The sequence below is a fragment of the Olsenella profusa genome, assembly GCF_016900315.1.
Classification (GTDB): Bacteria; Actinomycetota; Coriobacteriia; order Coriobacteriales; family Atopobiaceae; genus Thermophilibacter; species Thermophilibacter profusus_A.
The window spans coordinates 1-15,880 of record NZ_JACSNQ010000014.1 but is presented as its reverse complement, the minus strand read 5'-3'; the positions used below and the strand labels follow the sequence as shown (position 1 = coordinate 15,880).

14 protein-coding genes are annotated in these 15,880 nt (G+C 71.8%); 1 reads left to right on the top strand and 13 read right to left on the bottom strand.

The features are described 5' to 3' along the window. Window positions 1–41: 41 nt before the first annotated feature. The 10 genes from H9X80_RS06830 to lepA form a co-directional block, all read right to left on the bottom strand. The gene (locus H9X80_RS06830; RefSeq protein WP_204793598.1) at window positions 42–1,349 is read right to left on the bottom strand and encodes a MiaB/RimO family radical SAM methylthiotransferase; all 1,308 of its coding nucleotides are present in this window, start codon (window positions 1,347–1,349) and stop codon (window positions 42–44) included. Further along, complete coding sequence (gene dnaJ, locus H9X80_RS06825) at window positions 1,346–2,614, bottom strand: molecular chaperone DnaJ (protein ID WP_204793597.1); 1,269 nt, start codon at window positions 2,612–2,614, stop codon at window positions 1,346–1,348. Before dnaJ ends, H9X80_RS06830 begins: the two co-directional genes overlap by 4 nt. Before the next feature lie 108 nt (window positions 2,615–2,722). Continuing rightward, complete coding sequence (locus H9X80_RS06820; protein ID WP_204793596.1) at window positions 2,723–3,823, bottom strand: DnaJ domain-containing protein; 1,101 nt, start codon at window positions 3,821–3,823, stop codon at window positions 2,723–2,725. Window positions 3,824–3,936: 113 nt separating this feature from the next. Next, window positions 3,937–4,410, bottom strand: coding sequence for a deoxycytidylate deaminase (locus H9X80_RS06815; RefSeq protein WP_204793595.1), 474 nt, complete (start codon window positions 4,408–4,410; stop codon window positions 3,937–3,939). Window positions 4,411–4,737: 327 nt separating this feature from the next. Continuing rightward, window positions 4,738–4,938 carry a hypothetical protein gene (locus H9X80_RS06810; protein WP_204793594.1) on the bottom strand — a complete coding sequence of 67 codons (201 nt, stop codon included), beginning with the start codon at window positions 4,936–4,938 and terminating at the stop codon, window positions 4,738–4,740. A 21-nt stretch (window positions 4,939–4,959) separates the two neighbouring features. Beyond that, the gene (locus H9X80_RS06805) at window positions 4,960–5,184 is read right to left on the bottom strand and encodes a hypothetical protein (RefSeq protein WP_204793593.1); all 225 of its coding nucleotides are present in this window, start codon (window positions 5,182–5,184) and stop codon (window positions 4,960–4,962) included. Window positions 5,185–5,334: 150 nt separating this feature from the next. Further along, window positions 5,335–7,047: an FAD-dependent oxidoreductase gene (locus tag H9X80_RS06800; RefSeq protein WP_239471757.1), complete on the bottom strand. Its 1,713-nt coding sequence runs from the start codon at window positions 7,045–7,047 to the stop codon at window positions 5,335–5,337. A 276-nt stretch (window positions 7,048–7,323) separates the two neighbouring features. Next, window positions 7,324–8,565, bottom strand: coding sequence for a coproporphyrinogen-III oxidase family protein (locus H9X80_RS06795; protein WP_204793592.1), 1,242 nt, complete (start codon window positions 8,563–8,565; stop codon window positions 7,324–7,326). Further along, on the bottom strand, window positions 8,552–9,586 hold the full coding sequence (locus H9X80_RS06790) for a tRNA-dihydrouridine synthase (protein ID WP_342590886.1): 1,035 nt from the start codon (window positions 9,584–9,586) through the stop codon (window positions 8,552–8,554). Before H9X80_RS06790 ends, H9X80_RS06795 begins: the two co-directional genes overlap by 14 nt. Next, complete coding sequence (lepA, locus tag H9X80_RS06785) at window positions 9,583–11,394, bottom strand: translation elongation factor 4 (RefSeq protein ID WP_204793591.1); 1,812 nt, start codon at window positions 11,392–11,394, stop codon at window positions 9,583–9,585. Before lepA ends, H9X80_RS06790 begins: the two co-directional genes overlap by 4 nt. 111 nt (window positions 11,395–11,505) lie before the next feature. Between lepA and rpsT the strand changes: the two genes are divergently transcribed. Further along, entirely contained in the window at window positions 11,506–11,769 is a 264-nt protein-coding gene (gene rpsT, locus H9X80_RS06780; RefSeq protein ID WP_204793590.1) for a 30S ribosomal protein S20, read from the top strand. 537 nt (window positions 11,770–12,306) lie between these two features. On the opposite strand, the gene holA is transcribed toward rpsT, so the two are convergent. From holA to H9X80_RS06765, 3 genes are all read right to left on the bottom strand, one after another. Continuing rightward, complete coding sequence (gene holA / locus H9X80_RS06775; RefSeq protein WP_204793589.1) at window positions 12,307–13,269, bottom strand: DNA polymerase III subunit delta; 963 nt, start codon at window positions 13,267–13,269, stop codon at window positions 12,307–12,309. 51 nt (window positions 13,270–13,320) lie between these two features. After that, window positions 13,321–15,660, bottom strand: a complete 2,340-nt coding sequence (locus H9X80_RS06770; RefSeq protein ID WP_204793588.1) for a ComEC/Rec2 family competence protein — start codon at window positions 15,658–15,660, stop codon at window positions 13,321–13,323. Continuing rightward, window positions 15,653–15,880, bottom strand: a 228-nt coding sequence (locus H9X80_RS06765) for a ComEA family DNA-binding protein (RefSeq protein ID WP_204793587.1), incomplete at its 5' end; no start/stop codon positions are given. The genes H9X80_RS06765 and H9X80_RS06770, both read right to left, overlap by 8 nt.

Here is a 15,880-nt window from a genome sequence, read left to right as displayed (position 1 = left end):
TGCGCGGGGCGGGCGGGCGCCGGGGCGTCCCGGCGGGCCGCCTAGAGGGCCTCCCCCACGAGCGTTGCGTCGTCGCGGACGGCCGTGAGGCGCACCGGGACGAGGGAGTCCAGCGGCAGCGCGGGGTCGACCGCCACGTCGAAGAGGCCGCCCGAGACGGCGCGCCCCACGTACTGCACGAGCGCGCGGTCCTCGGTGCCCACGAGGGCGCGTGCCTCGGCGAGCCGCATCTCGGCCGACAGCTCGCGGGCGCGCCGGGAGCGCTCGGCCATCACGTGCGGGTCAACCTGGCCGGGCATCGTCGCGGCGGGCGTGCCGGGACGGCACGAGTAGCGGAAGACGTGCATCTTGGCAAAGCGCATCTCCCGGCAGAAGGCGAGCGAGCGCTCGAACTCCTCGTCCGTCTCGCCGGGAAAGCCCACGATGAGGTCGGTGCCCAGGGCAATCCCCGGCACCAGCGAGCGGGCCGTGTCCACGACGCGCCGGAAGAGGTCGGTGCGGTAGACGCGGGCCATGCGGCGCAGCGTCTCGTCGCAGCCGGACTGCAGGCACACGTGCAGGAAGGGGGCCACGCGCCCGCCCGAGGCGGCCATGACCCGGCAGAGCCCGGGCGTGACGTCGGGCGGCTCTATGGACGCCACCCTCAGGCGCTCCACGTCCGTCTCGGCGAGAAGGACCTCGATGAGCCCGGGCAGCGCGAGGGTGCGCCCGGAGGCGTCGCTCGCGCGATAGCTGCCGACGTTGATGCCGGTGAGCACGACCTCGCGCGCCCCGCGGGCGACCGCGGCGCGCACCTCGGAGACCACGTGCTCGGGGGGCTCCGAGCGCCCGGCGCCGCGGGCCTTCCAGATGATGCAGTAGGTGCAGCGGTTGTCGCAGCCGTCCTGGACCTTGACGCCCGGGCGGGTGCGCCCGGTGGGCGTGGGGGTGGGCGCGAGGGCGCCCGCGTCGTCGACGCCGCCCTCAGGCAGGCCGAGCGCCTCGAGCACCCGCGCGGCCACGCGCCGCTTGTCGCGCTCCACGACGACGTTGGGGGCTATGGAGGAGAGCTCGCCGGCAAAGAGGTTTGCCACGCAGCCGCAGGCCACGACCGTCGGCGCGCCCGGGCGCGCGGCGGCGCGGCGGACAGCCTTCCTCGCCTTGGCCTCGGCCTCGCCGGTGACGGCGCAGGTGTTGACCACCACGGCGGCCGCCTCGTCCTCCCCCACGATCGGCACGCCCGCGCGCTCGAGCTCGGAGGCCATGAGGTCGAGCTCGGCGCGGTTCACGCGGCAACCGAGGTTGACGAGGGCCACCCCGGGGCGCGCCGCCCCCGCCGGGACGTCCCCCCGGGCTCGGGCGTCGCTCACCTGCGGCCGCCCTTGCCGCCCTTCGCGCCCTTGCCCCCCTTGAACGGGTTCTTCGGGGCGCGCCAGTGCTCCTTGGAGAAGTGCTCGGCCGCGGCGCGGGCGGCATCGTGGATCTTCTCGCCCGCGTCGCCATCCCTCTCGCCCGGGCCGCCCGCGCCGGCCGCGCCCTCGGCGGCGTCGTCGAGGGCGCGCTCGGCCACGATGCCGGCGATGTCAAGGAGCTGCTTCTTGGTGAGGTCGCGCGGGACCTCAACCTGCACCACCGCCACGAGGTTGCCGCGGGCGATCATGCCCATGCGCGGCATACCGCGGCGCTCGACGACGATCTGCTGGCCGAACTGGCAGCCGGCGGGCACCTCCACCGTGACGCGCTCGCCCTCCATGATGCCGTCGATGGTCACCGTGGTGCCGACCATGGCCTGCAGGGCGTCCACCTGGACGGTGCAGTAGAGGTCGTCCCCCTGGCGCTCGAAGCGGTCGCTGTCGGCCACCTCGATGCTCACGACGAGGCTGCCGCAGGCGTCGCCGCGCACGCCGGCCTCGCCCTTGCCCTCGACGGTGATCGTCTGGCCGGAGCGCACGCCGGCGGGGACCTTCACCTCGACCTTCTCGCGCGAGGGCGTGCGGCCCTGCCCCTCGCAGGTCTCGCAGGGGTGGTCGATGACCTGGCCCTGGCCGTGGCAGGCCGGGCAGGTGGTCTGGGTCTGCATCTGGCCGAAGATCGTGCGCTGCACCTCCACCACGCGGCCCGTGCCGTGGCAGCGCTCGCAGGTGCGCATGTGGCCGCCCTCGGCCGCGCCGGTGCCGCCGCAGTCCTCGCAGGGGGCGAGGCGCGTGTAGGCGACGGTCTTGGTGCAGCCGCGCGCGGCCTCCTCGAGCGTGACCGTGAGGCGGATGCCCATGTCGCGGCCGCGGGTGCGCTGGGCCGTGGCGCCGCGGCCGGAGCCGCCCCCGAAGAAGGAGTCGAAGATGTCGCCGAAGCCGAAGCCGCCGCCCCCGAAGATGTCGGAGACGTCGACGTAGTCGGAGCCGAAGCCGGCGGGGCCGTTGGGATCGCCGTAGCGGTCGTAGTTGGCGCGCTTCTGGTCGTCGGAGAGGACCGTGTACGCCTCGTTGACCTCCTTGAACTTCTCCTCGGCGTCCGGGTCGTCCGAGACGTCCGGGTGGAGCTTGCGAGCCTTCTTCAGGAAGGCGCGCTTGATCGTCTTGGCATCGGCGTCGCGAGGCACCTCGAGCACCTCGTAGTAGTCCCTCTTTGGTTCCACGTTCCCAATCTCCCCAGACACGCGTTACTTCAGATACCTTGACGCGGCCGGCCCGCAAAAAGCGCGCGGGACGAGCCCGCGCGCGGGTGCCGACGGCCGCGGGGCGCGCTAGTAGTAGCGGTAGCCCATATAGCCTCTCATACCCAGTCCCGTGGTGCACGAGAACAGCAGCACGAAGAGCACGGCGATCATGAGGCCGTTGGAGGCGCCGTTGGCCGCGGCGACGCCGGCGTTGCGCCACCAGCGCGCGCTGCGCCGCAGCCCGTCGCGCGCCACCAGGTAGACGCCCACGACAACGGGCACCGCCACGAGAAGCGCGAGCGAGGCCAGCGTCTGCGTGATCAGCCCCAGCACCAGGAAGGGCGCAGCGAAGCCGATGCAGTTGAAGCCCGTGACCTGGCCGCGGGTGAGGCGCTCCTCCGGCACGCAGACCCGGCACACGAAGTCACCGGGCTTGGACCCGTTGGTGCCGGCGTTGCCCATGCCCGCCACGCGCACCACGTCGCCGTCGTGGCTGCCGGCCGGGACCTCGACCACGACCTCGCTGGCGGTGAGGGTACGGCCGGAGCCCCCGCAGGCACGGCACGGGTCGGCCACCACCTTGCCGGTGCCCTCGCACTCCGGGCAGGTCATCGCCACGACGCCGAAGATCCCGGTGTCCACGGTGATGTGGCCGCGGCCCCCGCAGGTCGGGCAGGTCTCGGCGTGCTCGGAGACCACCGACCCGGAGCCGTGGCAGACGTCGCAGGGGGCGTAGCGCTGGTAGGTGACGCCGCGTCGCGTGCCCTTGGCAGCCGCGTCCGCGTTGACGGTGAGCTCGTAGACCACGTCGGCGCCGACCTGCGGGTTGTAGGCGCGCGAACGCCTGCGGGAGGCTCCGCCGAAGCCCGCCCCGAAGGGCCCCCAGCCAAAGGGGCTGCCGCCGAAGGGGTCGGCGTAGCCGCCCTGCGGGTTGGGGGGCGCGCCGTACCCGCCGCCGAAGGGCGAGCCGGAGCGCATGGCGTCGTAGCGCCTGCGCTTGTCCTCGTCGGAGAGCACCGCGTAGGCCTCGGAGACCTCCTTGAACCTCTCCTCGGCGTCCGGGGCCTTGTTGACGTCCGGGTGGAGCTTGCGCGCCTTTGCCTGGAACGCCTTGCGTATCTCCTCCGTGGAGGCGTCCTTGCTCACGCCGAGTATGGCGTAGTAGTCCTTGTCGTTCATCGATGCCATCTGGCGGATCTCTCTTCCGGTCGGCGGCGTTGCACAGATGGCATGATTATATCCACAGCCGCCCCGCTCTAACCAGGTGACGCGAAGGGACGGCCCCCCTCGCGTCGTTTGCGTCACTCGGCGGCGAGGCTCATCTGGCGCCACGACACCCCGCAGCGGTCCAGGATGTTCTTGGAGATGAGGTTGTCCTCGGTGCCGTCGTACTTGTCGTCCAGGTAGACGACCTCGCCGATGCCGGCCTGCACGAGGGTCTTGGCGCACTCGTGGCACGGGAAGAGCGTGACGTAGACCGTGGCGCCGTCCATGTCCTTGAGCGAGCCGCGGTAGTTGAGGATGGCGTTGGCCTCCGCGTGGATGACGTAGTTGTGCTTGTCGTAGAGCGGGTTCTCGGCGGTGCCCCAGGGGAACTCGTCGTCCTCCAGGCCACGCGGGGTGCCGTTGTAGCCCACGCTGAGGATGCGGTGGTTGGTGTCTGCGATGCAGGCGCCCACCTGCGTGTTAGGGTCCTTGCTCCTGAGGCTTGCCGCGACGGCGGCCCGCATGAAGAACTCGTCCCAGCTGATGACGTCGGTGCGCTTGCCTGGCATGGCTGCCCCCTTCGTACGGTTTTCACGCAGCTAGCATCGCGCAACCGGGGCGGGCGCGCAAGGGGCGCGGGGCGGGCGCCGCCGGGGCGCGCGCCCGGGGTACGTGCCCGCCTCCTTAGGGTACGTACACCCCACGCTGAGGGTACGTACGCTCTCCGACGTCCTTCTCGCCAGGCCGTCCGACGTTTTCGCAGGTAGAAGAGCTGGCGAGAAGGACGGCAAGGGTGCGGGAGTGTACGTAACCTAAACGCAGGTGTACGTACCCTCGGGTCGGACGCACACCCCACAGCGCCGGCGCCTCGCGCGACGGGTGCGCCGGTCCCGCCGTCAGGCAGCGCGGCGCGAAGAGAGCTCGGCGACGAGCCCCGCAGGCGGGAGAAGCGCCGGGAGGACCTCGGTCACGAGCGCGTTCACGGCAGGCAGCAGGCCGGCCTCCGCGAGCGGTCCCGAAAGCGTGGCGACCGTGGCGAAGAGCAGGAAGTAGATGCCCACGACGAGCACGGCAAAGACGACGAGGCCGCGGCGCACGGCCTCGGAAGTGATCTGCGCTCAGCGGCCCAGGACCGCCCCGATGAGGTAGCAGACCGCCACAATGGCAAGCGGCCCCACCACGAGCTGATAGATCGTGATCGGCCAGGAGACGTAGTGCTCGACCGCCCACGTGCCGAGGCCAAGCTGCAGCGCGGCGTAGTAGCCTGCACACGCGATCAGCACCAGCGCGACGACAAGAACGTCGGCCCTGGGCGTGAAGCTGAGTCTGCGTCTGTCACTCATGTACGTACCTCCCGTCAAAGCCATGGGCCACGCGCCCCGAGGCGGCGGCGCCCCCCGCGGACGCCCGTCCCCCAAGGCCGCCCGCCCCGCAGGCGAGAAGGGCCTGCGGGCGGGCGCGTCCCTGAAACCTCAAGCCCCGCGCCAGGCGTCCTAGAGCTCGTTGGCAACGCGGTAGGCGGTGCGCACGGCGCTCGCGATGTCCGCGGTGCGCTCGCCGGAGCAGTCCCCCACGTAGCTCACCGGCACCGTGACGGCGGCCGCGTCGAAGGGCACGGCGCGCGAGCCCACGGCCATGACCACCCAGTCGCATGGCAGGCTGACGGTCTCGCCCGTGCACTCCGCCTGGACCCCCTCGTCGGTGATGGCGGTCACGCGCGTGCCCACGTGCTGGCCCACGCCCTTCTCGGCAAACTCGGCCATGATCGTGGGCAGGACGGTGCCCGACTCGCCCGAGGCGATCTTGTCCAGCATCTCCACGATGTCCACCTGGCAGCCGTGCGCGAGCAGGTACTCCGCGGTCTCGGTACCCACCAGGCCGCCGCCGATCACGCACACGCGCCCGGTCGGCGTCACGCGGCCGGCAAGGACGTCCCACGCGGAGGCCACGTTGTCGCGGTCGGCGCCGGGCACGGGCAGCGTCACGTTCTCGGCCCCCACGGCCACGACCACCGCGTCGGCGGCGTTGAGCTCGTCGGTCGTCGGGGCGTGGCCCAGCCGCACGTCCACGCCAAGGTAGGGCAGCTCGTGCTCGTAGTACTCCACCGCGCGCATGATCTCGGACTTGCGCGGCGGGGCGGCCGCGAGCTCGATCTGCCCGCCGAGGCGCCCGGCGCGCTCGTAGAGCGTCACGTTATAGCCGCCCTTGGCGGCCACGCGGGCGGCCTCCGGGGTGATGACGCGGCCCACCGTGGCCACCGGCACCTTGACCAGGGACTTCACGCGCGCGGCCACCGGGAGCGTCCAGTTGTAGGGCATCGTGCCCATCGGCGGGATGGTGTCGCCCATGTTACCGGTGTGGTTGGCCTGAGCCACCTGGATCATGTCGACGCCGGCCTGCTCCAGAAGGACCGCGAGCTGGCACGCCTCGTCGGGCTCCAGGCCGCCCTTGCCGCGCTTGGAGCCGTCGGGGTTGGTCGTGACCACGGGGAGCTTGTACTCCACCATGAGGTCCGGCGCCGCCTCCCTGATGGCCGCCACGACCTCGAGCGCGTAGCGGGTGCGGTTCTCAAAGCTGCCGCCGTAGTCGTCCGTGCGGTGGTTGAGGGCCGTGGAGCAGAGCGACCCCACCAGGCGGCCGCCGTGGACCTCGATGGCGTCCACGCCCGCCCGCTCGGCGCGCGCCGCGCAGGCCGCGATGGCGTCCCTGATCTCGGCGAGCTGCTCCACCGAGGCCTCGGAGACGAAGTGCTGCATGTCGTGGTGGAGCTTGGCGTAGGCCTGGTTGGCGATCTCCTTGGACTCCGCCATCTTGGCCTGGAAGGTCTCCTGGTCGCCGGCCGCCTGGGCCTTCTGCCCCTCCATCGCCGCCATGCGCGAGGCCATGATGAGCCTGCCCACGCCGGGGACGTCGTACTCGGGGTAGAAGATCTGCAGGGCGAGCTTGGCGCCGTGGACGTGGACGGCGTCGGCGAGGCGCGCGAAGCTCTCGATCTGGGAGTCGTCGCAGAGCTTGGGCGTGGGGCTCGCGGTGTTCACGGGCGCCACGTCGCCGATCACGATGTAGGCCACGCCGCCCTTGGCGAGGCGCTCGTAGAAGGCGAGGCTGCGCGGGCCGATGGAGCCGTCGCGCTCCTCGTAGCCGGTAGTGAGCGGCGGGAACATGACGCGGTTCTTGAGCGTGAGGTTGCCGACCTCGGACGGCAAGACGCGGCCCCGGCGGCCGCGTGGCCCGGCGGCCCCGGGGGTCTCCCAATAGGGTACGTACACCCCGCCGTAGGGTACGTACACCGCCGCAACCCCAGTGTTCTTCTCGCCAACTCATCTAGCTGCGGAAACGTCAGACGGCCCGGCGAGAAGGACGTCGGAGAGTGTACGTACCCTGTGAGAGAGTGTACGTACCCTGTGAGAGAGTGTACGTACCCTGTGAGAGAGTGCACGTACCCTGCGGGAGGGATGCCGGCGGGGCACGGACGCGCGCCCTCAGCAGGTGCCGGCGAGGTCCCACATGAGGCCGTAGAGCTCGTTGCCCAGGAGCCAGCCGCGCTGCGTGGGCACGAGGCGCCCGGCCGACCAGGCGGCAAGGCCCGTGTCCACGGCCTCCCTGAGCGCGCCCTCCAGCCGCTCGGCGGGGATGGCCTCCCGCGCGCGGCCGAGGAGGCCCGGGCCGGCGCCCCGCGTCATGCGCATGGCGAGCATGAGGTCCTCGGCGGCGGCCTCGCGCGCGCCCAGGAACTCCGTCGAGAGGGACAACGCGGAGAGGCGCGGGTCCCCGGCGATCGCTCGCGCTCCCGACTCCACCGTGAGCCGGACGCGCGCGGTGCCCGCCGGCGGCTCCGGGAGCCCCGGGACGGCGCCGCAAAGTCTCAGGTAGAGCTTGACGTCGAGCATGCTTGAGGCTTTTGTCCCAAGTCCCAGGTAGGGCACGCCCGTCCAGTACGCGATGTTGTGACGGCACTCTCTGCCGGGGCGGGCGTAGCTTGCCACCTCGTAGCGGGCGAGGCCGTGACCCTCAAGTACGGCTTGAGCCTGCGTCATGCGGTTCGCCTGGACGTCGGGGTCGTTGAACGCGCAGGGGTCGTCGGCGTAGCGGCGGTCGAACTCGGTGCCCTCCTCGATCTGGAGGGGGTACACGCTCACATGACCCACGCCGAGCGCAACGGCGCCCGCGAGCGTGCGGGCCCAGGACGCGTCGGTCTGCCCCGGCGTGGCGCACATGAGGTCCACGGACACGTCGAGCCCCGACGCCACGGCGGCCCGCACCCGCTCGCGCGCGGACGCGGCGTCATGCAGCCGCCCGAGGCAGGCGAGCTCAGCGTCATCCAGGCTCTGCACGCCCACGGAGAGGCGCGTGGCGCCGGCGCGGCGCAGGGCGTCGATCACCTCGTCGGTGAGGGAGTCCGGGTTTGCCTCGCTGGAGAGCTCCCCCGGCGCGCACGTCCGCACGACCCGCTCGACGAGCCCGCCCAGAAGGGACGGCCCCAGAAGGCTCGGCGTGCCCCCGCCCACGTAGGCCGTCTCGCAGCCCTCGAGCAGGCCGAGCGACGCCGCTTCCTCGAGCTGCGCCTCGAGCGCGCGGACGTAGGCGGCCACGAGCGGGTCGCCCGGGCGCGCGGCGCGCGAGGCGAAGTCGCAGTACGCGCACTTGCGCGCGCAGAACGGTATGTGCAGGTAGAGGGCGCCCACGCCGGGCGCGGCCGCCCCTCGCGCCTCACGCGCACACATGCGCGCGGACCTCGTCCGCCACGGCGAGGAACTCCTCGGCGGTGACGCAGCCCATGGCCGCGTTTCGCCACCGGGCGGCGTCGGGCATCCCCTTGAAGTACCAGCCGGCGAGGCTCCGGGCCCGCTTGAGGTGGGCGCCCGTGGCCTCGAGCAGGCGCACGTGGCACTCGAAGGCGGCGATCCTCTCGGCGGGGCTCGGGACGTGCCCCGAGAAGACCCACGGGTTGCCGTAGGTCCCGCGTGCCACCATCACCGCCGTGGCGCCCGTCTCGGTGAGCGCGCGCAGCGCCGCCTCGTGCGACATGACGTCCCCGGACGCGACCACCGGGATCCCCACGGCGTCGGCCACCCGGTCGATGACGCCCCAGTCCGCCGTGCCGTGGTACATCTGCGTGGCAAAGCGCCCGTGCACGGCCACCGCAGCCGCTCCGGCGTCCTCCATTGCGCGCGCGAACTCCGGGGCCACCTCCTGGCCCGCGTAGCGCCCGCGGCGAATCTTCACCGTCACGTCCACGCCGGGGGCACCCTCGCGGCACGCGCGCACAATCTGGGCAGCGAGCTCAGGGTTCTCCAGCAGGGCCGACCCCTCGCCCTTGCGCGTCACCTTGGGCACCGGGCAGGCCATGTTGACGTCGATGAGGGCCAGCCGCTCCCCCAGCCGCGCGGCCACGCGCGCGGCCGCCTCGCGGAAGAGCTCCGGCCTTGAGCCAAAGAGCTGCACCGCGAGGTCCGGCTCGCCGTCCGCGGGGTCCACGAGCTCCCAGCTCTTCTCGCCGTAGTGCAGCCCCGCCACCGAGACCATCTCGGAGTAGGCGAGGTCCGCCCCGCCGGCGCGCGCCATCATACGGTAGGCCGCGTCGGAGACGCCCGCCATGGGAGCCATGAGCAGCGGGTGCGCGGCAAGGCGCGCGGCCAGCGGGAGGTTCTTCTCGCCGGGCGCGAACGGGGCGAGGGAGGCGGAGAGCCCGGCAGACGGGGCGTAGGCGGCCAGCACCTCGGCCGGCGTCAGGGCCGAGCTCACTGGTCGTCCACCTTGAGGACGGCGAGAAACGCCTCCTGAGGCACCTCCACCGAGCCGATCTGCTTCATGCGCTTCTTGCCCTCCTTCTGCTTCTCCAGGAGCTTGCGCTTGCGCGAGATGTCGCCGCCGTAGCACTTGGCCAGCACGTCCTTGCGGACGGCCTTGACGGTACTGCGCGCGATGATCTTGTTGCCGATGGCGCCCTGGATCGGCACCTCGAACTGCTGTCGCGGGATGATCTCCTTGAGCTTGTCGCAGAGGCCGCGGGCCAGGGCGTAGGCCTTGTCGCGGTGGACGATGAAGCTGAGCGCGTCCACCTCGTCGCCGGAGAGCAGGATGTCGAGCTTCACGAGGTCGCTCGGACGGTAGTCGGAGAAGTCGTAGTCCAGGCTCGCGTAGCCCTTGGTGCGGCTCTTAAGCTGGTCGAAGAAGTCGAGGATGAGCTCGGCGAGCGGGATGTCGAAGTGCATCTCCACGGACTTCTCGGAGAGGTAGACCATGTCCTGGGTTATGCCGCGGTGCTCGATGGCAAGCTGCATCACCGCGCCGGTGAAGGCGGGCGGGACGATGACCTTGGCCTTGAGGAAGGGCTCCTCGATCCGCTCGATGCGGGTGACGTCGGGCAGGTCCTGCGGGCTGCGCACGCAGACCATCTCGCCGTCGGTCTTGTAGACGTGGTAGTCCACCGAGGGCGAGGTGGCGATCAGCGAGAGCGAGAACTCGCGCTCCAGGCGCTCCTTGACGACCTCCATGTGCAGGAGCCCCAGGAAGCCCACGCGGAAGCCGAACCCCAGCGCCACCGAGGTCTCGGGGCTCCACGTGAGCGAGGGGTCGTTCACGCGCAGCTTCTCCAGGGCGTCGCGCAGGTTCTCATAGTCCTTGTTGTCCACCGGGAAGAGGCCGGTGTAGACCATCGGCTTGGCCTCGCGGTAGCCCGGCAGCGCCTCGGCGCAGGGGCGCGCGGCGTAGGTGAGGGTGTCGCCCACGTGCACGGCCTCGGGGTCCTTGAGGCCGGTGACCACGTAGCCGACCTCGCCCACGCCGAGCTCGTCGACCGACTGCTCGGCCGGCCGCCGCACGCCGACGCCGTCCACGAGGAACTCCGTGGCGCCCTGCATCATGAGCAGCGTGTCGCCCTTGCGGATGTGCCCGTCAAAGACGCGCACCGTGGCCACCACGCCGCGGTACTCGTCGAAGTAGGAGTCCAGGATGAGGGCCTTGAGCGGGGCGTCGTAGTCGCCCGTTGGCGGCGAGACGAGAAACACGATGGCCTCGAGCAGGTCGTGGATGCCCTCGCCCGTCTTGCCGGAGACGCACACCGCGTCGTCGGCCGGGATGGCCAGGTCCTCCTCGATCTCCTCCTTGACCTCGTCGGGGTGGGCGCTCGGCAGGTCGATCTTGTTGATCGCCGGGACGATGTCCAGGTTGGCGTTCATGGCAAGGTTGGCGTTGGAGACGGTCTGCGCCTCCACGCCCTGCGTGGCGTCCACCACCAGCACCGCGCCCTCGCAGGCCGAGAGGCTCCGGCTGACCTCGTAGGTGAAGTCCACGTGGCCGGGGGTGTCGATGAGGTTGAACTGGTAGGTCTGCCCGTCGTCGGCGTCATACATCACGCGGACGGCGTTGGACTTGATCGTGATGCCACGCTCGCGCTCGATGTCCATCGTGTCGAGCAGCTGCGCCTCCATGTCACGCTCGTCCACCGTGTGGGTGAGCTCCAGGATGCGGTCAGAGATGGTCGACTTGCCGTGGTCGATGTGCGCAACGATCGAGAAGTTGCGAATATGTGAGGTATCGTTCGTAGACATAGGGTGAATGATAGCGAAGTCCGAACCGACATGCTATACTTCCCGATTGTTGACCTCGCCGTGTCTCAGCACAGAGGCCTCAGACATTGTAAGAACCGAAAGGAACTGCACGTGGCTAACATCAAGTCTCAGAAGAAGCGCATCATCACCGCTGAGAAGGCGCGTCAGCGCAACCGCGCGGTCCGCTCCGAGCTCAAGACCTACGTCAAGAAGGTCCGCGCCGCCGTCGAGGCCGGCGACGCCGAGGCCGCCCAGCAGGCCGCCAACACGGCCAGCCGCCTGCTCGACAAGGCCGCTTCCAAGGGCATCATCCACAAGAACCAGGCCTCCCAGCGCAAGAGCGGCGTCCAGAAGCTCGTGAACACCATCAAGTAGCTTTACGCTCATACCAGAGGCGGCGCGGGTCCGAAGTGCTGTTCGGGCCCGCGCCGTTTTTTTGTTTTGTGCGACGGTGCCGGGGTGCTCTATGGGCGTTTCTCGTGATGCTTTGGGATTACGGGTGGTTGCCCCGAGCTGTGGGGGATCCGCTTAGGGATTGCGGACTGTTGCTCGGGCGCGCGAAGACTCGCTTAGGAATTGCAGATTGTTGCCCGTTTTCATGGAGAGACCGCTTAGGGATTGTAGGTTGTTGCGCTGCCATGCGGGAACTCGCTTAGGGATTGCTGGCGATTACGGGCCCGTAGCCAGAGAAGAGCTGCGCGAGGCTTCATTTCGCAAGCATCCGCACTCCTCGGGCCTGCATTACCCCTCAGTTTCTAAGCAGTGACCCGGACAGGAGCCGCATCAACCCGAATTCTCTAAGCAATGGCCCAACCAGGCACCGCAACAACCGCAAAAATCCGAGCGACCTGCACGTGGCTGCAGCACCAACCCCAATTCTCCAAGCGCGCCACAACCAAGGCATCCATGCGGCTACGCGGCCCCGCAGACCTGCGCGACGAGCTCCACCATCACCGAGTCGGCGTCCGCCCCGCTCTTGAGGGCGCGCTCGGCCTCGGCGCAGCGGCCGAGCAGGCGCTCGAGCTCGCCGTCGGAGAAGGCGCGCGCCCAGCGGACGTGGTTCCTCACCTGCCAGTCCTGCTTCTTGAGCTCGGCCGCGAGCGCGTGGGCCTGGCCGCGCGCCGTAAGCGAGCGGGCGCAGACGAGCTCGCGGAGGCGTCCCGTGACCAGGGAGAGCAGCCCGAGGGCCGAGCCGTCGAGCAGGCGGTAGAGCGCGAGGGCGCGGTGCGCGTCGCGCTCGGAGAGGCGGTCGAGGAACTCCCAGGGCTTGACCTCGGCCACGCGGGCCACGTTGGCCTCCACGAAGGGCCGCGTGATGGTACCCACCCCGCCGAGCAGCGCGGCGAGCGTGGCGACCTGGGTGTCAAGCATCGTGGTGGACTCCCCGACGCGCGCCACGAGCTCGCGGGCGGCGTCCGCGGCGATGGAGACGCCGTGGGCAGCGGCGAGCTTTTGCACGTAGGGCGGCAGGTCGCGCCCTTTCTTGGCGGAGCACTCGATGACGGTGCGCGGCCCCACCTTGGCGACGGCCTTGTAGAGCCTCGTCGACTTGGCGAGCGTGGTCGCCACCAGGGCGAGCGTGCAGCTCTCGTTGGGGCTCGCGAGGTAGCCGACGATCGCCTCGGAGACGGCCTTGGGCAGCTTCTCGGCGGCCTCGACCACCACCACGCGGCGGTCCCCTCCCATGGGCAGGGTGTTGAGCGACGCGAGCACGGAGACCGGCTCGAGGTCTGCCGAAGCCGTGAGCTCCTCGAGGTTGAACGCCACGAAGGGCCCGTCCACGCGGGCCTTGAGCCGCGCGAGCGCCTGCTTGCGCTTGAGCTCGTCGGGGCCCACGATGAGGTAGGCCGGAAGCAGCGCCGGCTTGTCCGCCATTGTCCCACCTTCCTGCGGCCGGGGCCGCTGTCGTGGGCCCCAGTGTAGCACTCAGCCCGGCGCGCCCCGGGCGCAGCTGACCCGAGGCCCCTCGGCGCCGGGCTCCACGCAGACGTCGCCCACGTCCCTGGTGCAGAGGAAGGTCGAGCCGGCCGCCTCGAGCGCGGCCACGCACTCCGGGGTGGGGTGCCCGTAGCGGTTGCCCTCCCCCGCGCTCGCCACGGCCACCTCGGCGTCGAGCGTCGCGGCCACCTCGGCGTCGACCGAGACGGCGGACCCGTGGTGCCCCACCTTGAGGAAGTCGACGTCGCCCACCTCGCCGCGCGCGATGGCGGAGGCGGTCTCGGGCGCCTCGGCGTCCCCGGCGAGCAGCCCGGTGAGCGTGCGCGACCCGTCGTCGAAGGACAGCAGGAGCTCGAGGGAGTCCTCGTTGTCCATCCCGTCGACCGGCCCCGTCGGGGAGACCGCCCGGAGCGTGAAGCGCCCTACGCGCAGCTCGTCGCCATGGGAGATCTCGCCCACCTCCGCGCCCGGCGCCTCGGGGGCGGCGACCCCCTCCGGCACGAGCACGAGCGGCGCGCCCGTGACGGCGAGCGCCTCGGCGAGCCCTCCCGCGTGGTCGTCGTGCAGGTGCGTCAGCACCACGGCGTCGAGGTGGAAGACGTTGCTGCGCGCGAGGGCCCCCACCACGGCGTCGCCCGGCCCCGTGTCGATGAGCACCGCGGACGCCCCGTCCGTCACGAGAATCGCGTCCCCCTGGCCCACGTCGAGCACGCGCACGCAGGCCGGGGCGAGGAGCCGCCAGTGCAGCACCCAGGCGAGCGCGCACGCACAGCCGAGGCCGAGCGCGACGGCGAGCCCACGGCGCGAGACGGCCGGCCACCACAGCAGAAACGCGGCGAGAAGGACCGCGAGAACCGCGAGCGCCACGCCCTCGTCCACGCTCACCGCGACCGACGCGAGCGGCAGCGAGGCGAGCGCGCGGGCGAGCGCCACGACCGCCTCCCCGACCACGTCGCAGGCCGTGAGCGCCACCGCCTGGGCGGCCGGCGCCCAGGCGAGCGCGGCCGCCAGAAGCCCCGCCCCCAGCAGCAGCGAGAAGAGCGGGGCGAGCGCCACGTTGGCGAGCGGTGCCACGACGGAGAGCTGGGAGAAGGTCGCGCAGGTGACGGGTGCCGTCACGAGCTGGGAGACGAGGGTGAGCGCGAGCGCCTCCCGGGAGGAGTCCGCAAGGCCCGCAAGCGCCCTCCCCGCCCGGCCGCGCGGCGCGGGAGGGCCCGGCAGGAGCGTGCGCACCGCGTAGCGCGCCCAGCCGCCGAGGGCGCAGATGCCGCAGACGCAGAGCACCGAGAGCAGGTAGCCGAGCTGCCCGGTCACGCCGGGGTCCGCGAGCGCCATGGCAAGCCCCGCGGCACTCGCGGCGGAGAGCGGGTGCGAGCGGCGGCCCGCAAGGGCGGAGAGCCGCGCGACGAGCGACATGGCCCACGCGCGGACCGCGGAGGCCGGCGCCCCGCAGAAGACGACGAAGGCCCCCGTCACCGCCAGCAGCGCGGCGGCGCGCGCGGCCGGGCGCAGCCGGGCGCGGGAGAGCGCGGCGCCGACGACCCCCGCCACGAGCACAAGGTGCCCGCCGGAGACCGCCACGAGGTGGGAGACGCCGCAGCGCGCGAAGAGCTCGTCGAGCCCGCGCGAGGCCATCGCCTCCGTGGAGCCGCAGACCGCGCCGGCAAGGAGCGCGCGGGCGTCCGAGCCCTCCCCCTCGAAGGTGGCGAGCACCGCAGACCGCGCCCCGAGCACCGCCCCGAGCGGCCCCTCGGCCGGCCTGCGCCCGAGCAGGCGCACCACGCGCACGGTCCCGGCCAGCCCCTGGGCGCGCGATGACATGCCCCAGTCGTCGTCCCCGTTCGGCGAGAAGCGCCCGACGCAGCGGAGCGTCTCCCCCGCCGTCGCCCTCTCATCCGAAAGGATCCAGACCGCCCCCCGGTCCTCCCCCTCGAGCAGCGCCCGCGCGCGGCCGCGCCACCCGCTCGCCCCTTCGCTCATGTCGCCCTCGAGCCGCAGCTCCCAGCTCAGCACCGAGCTTGACGCAAGCGCGTCCGCAAGCCCCTCCTGCCGCGCGAGCTCGCGGGCGGAGACCGCACAGGAGCACGCGACGGCGGAGGCCAGGACCATGGCGAGCGGGATGAGGCCGGCAAGCCGCGTGCGGCGGAGCGCGAGCACCGCGACGGCGCCGAGGGCGGCCGCGGCCGGCACGGCCGCGACGAGCAGGGTGGGGTCGGCCCCCGTCGACAGCGCCGTGCGCGTGCAGGCGATCACGGCCACGAGCGCCCAGAAGACCGGCGGCAGCAGGGGGCGGTCGGGGCGCCGGGCGCGCACGTCCCCCTCAGACACAGATGAGCCCCTCGAGCTTCTCGAACTTCTTCTCTCCGATGCCCGAGACCCTCATGAGGTCCTCCGGCGCGGCAAAGGGGCCGTTGCGCTCCCGGTCCTCGACGATTGCCGCCGCGGTGGCCTCCCCCACCCCCGGCAGTTCGTCGAGCTCGGCCACGTCGGCCGTGTTGATGTTGACGGGCGCCTCGTCGCCCGCGTCGCCCGCGGCGGCGTCCCCTCC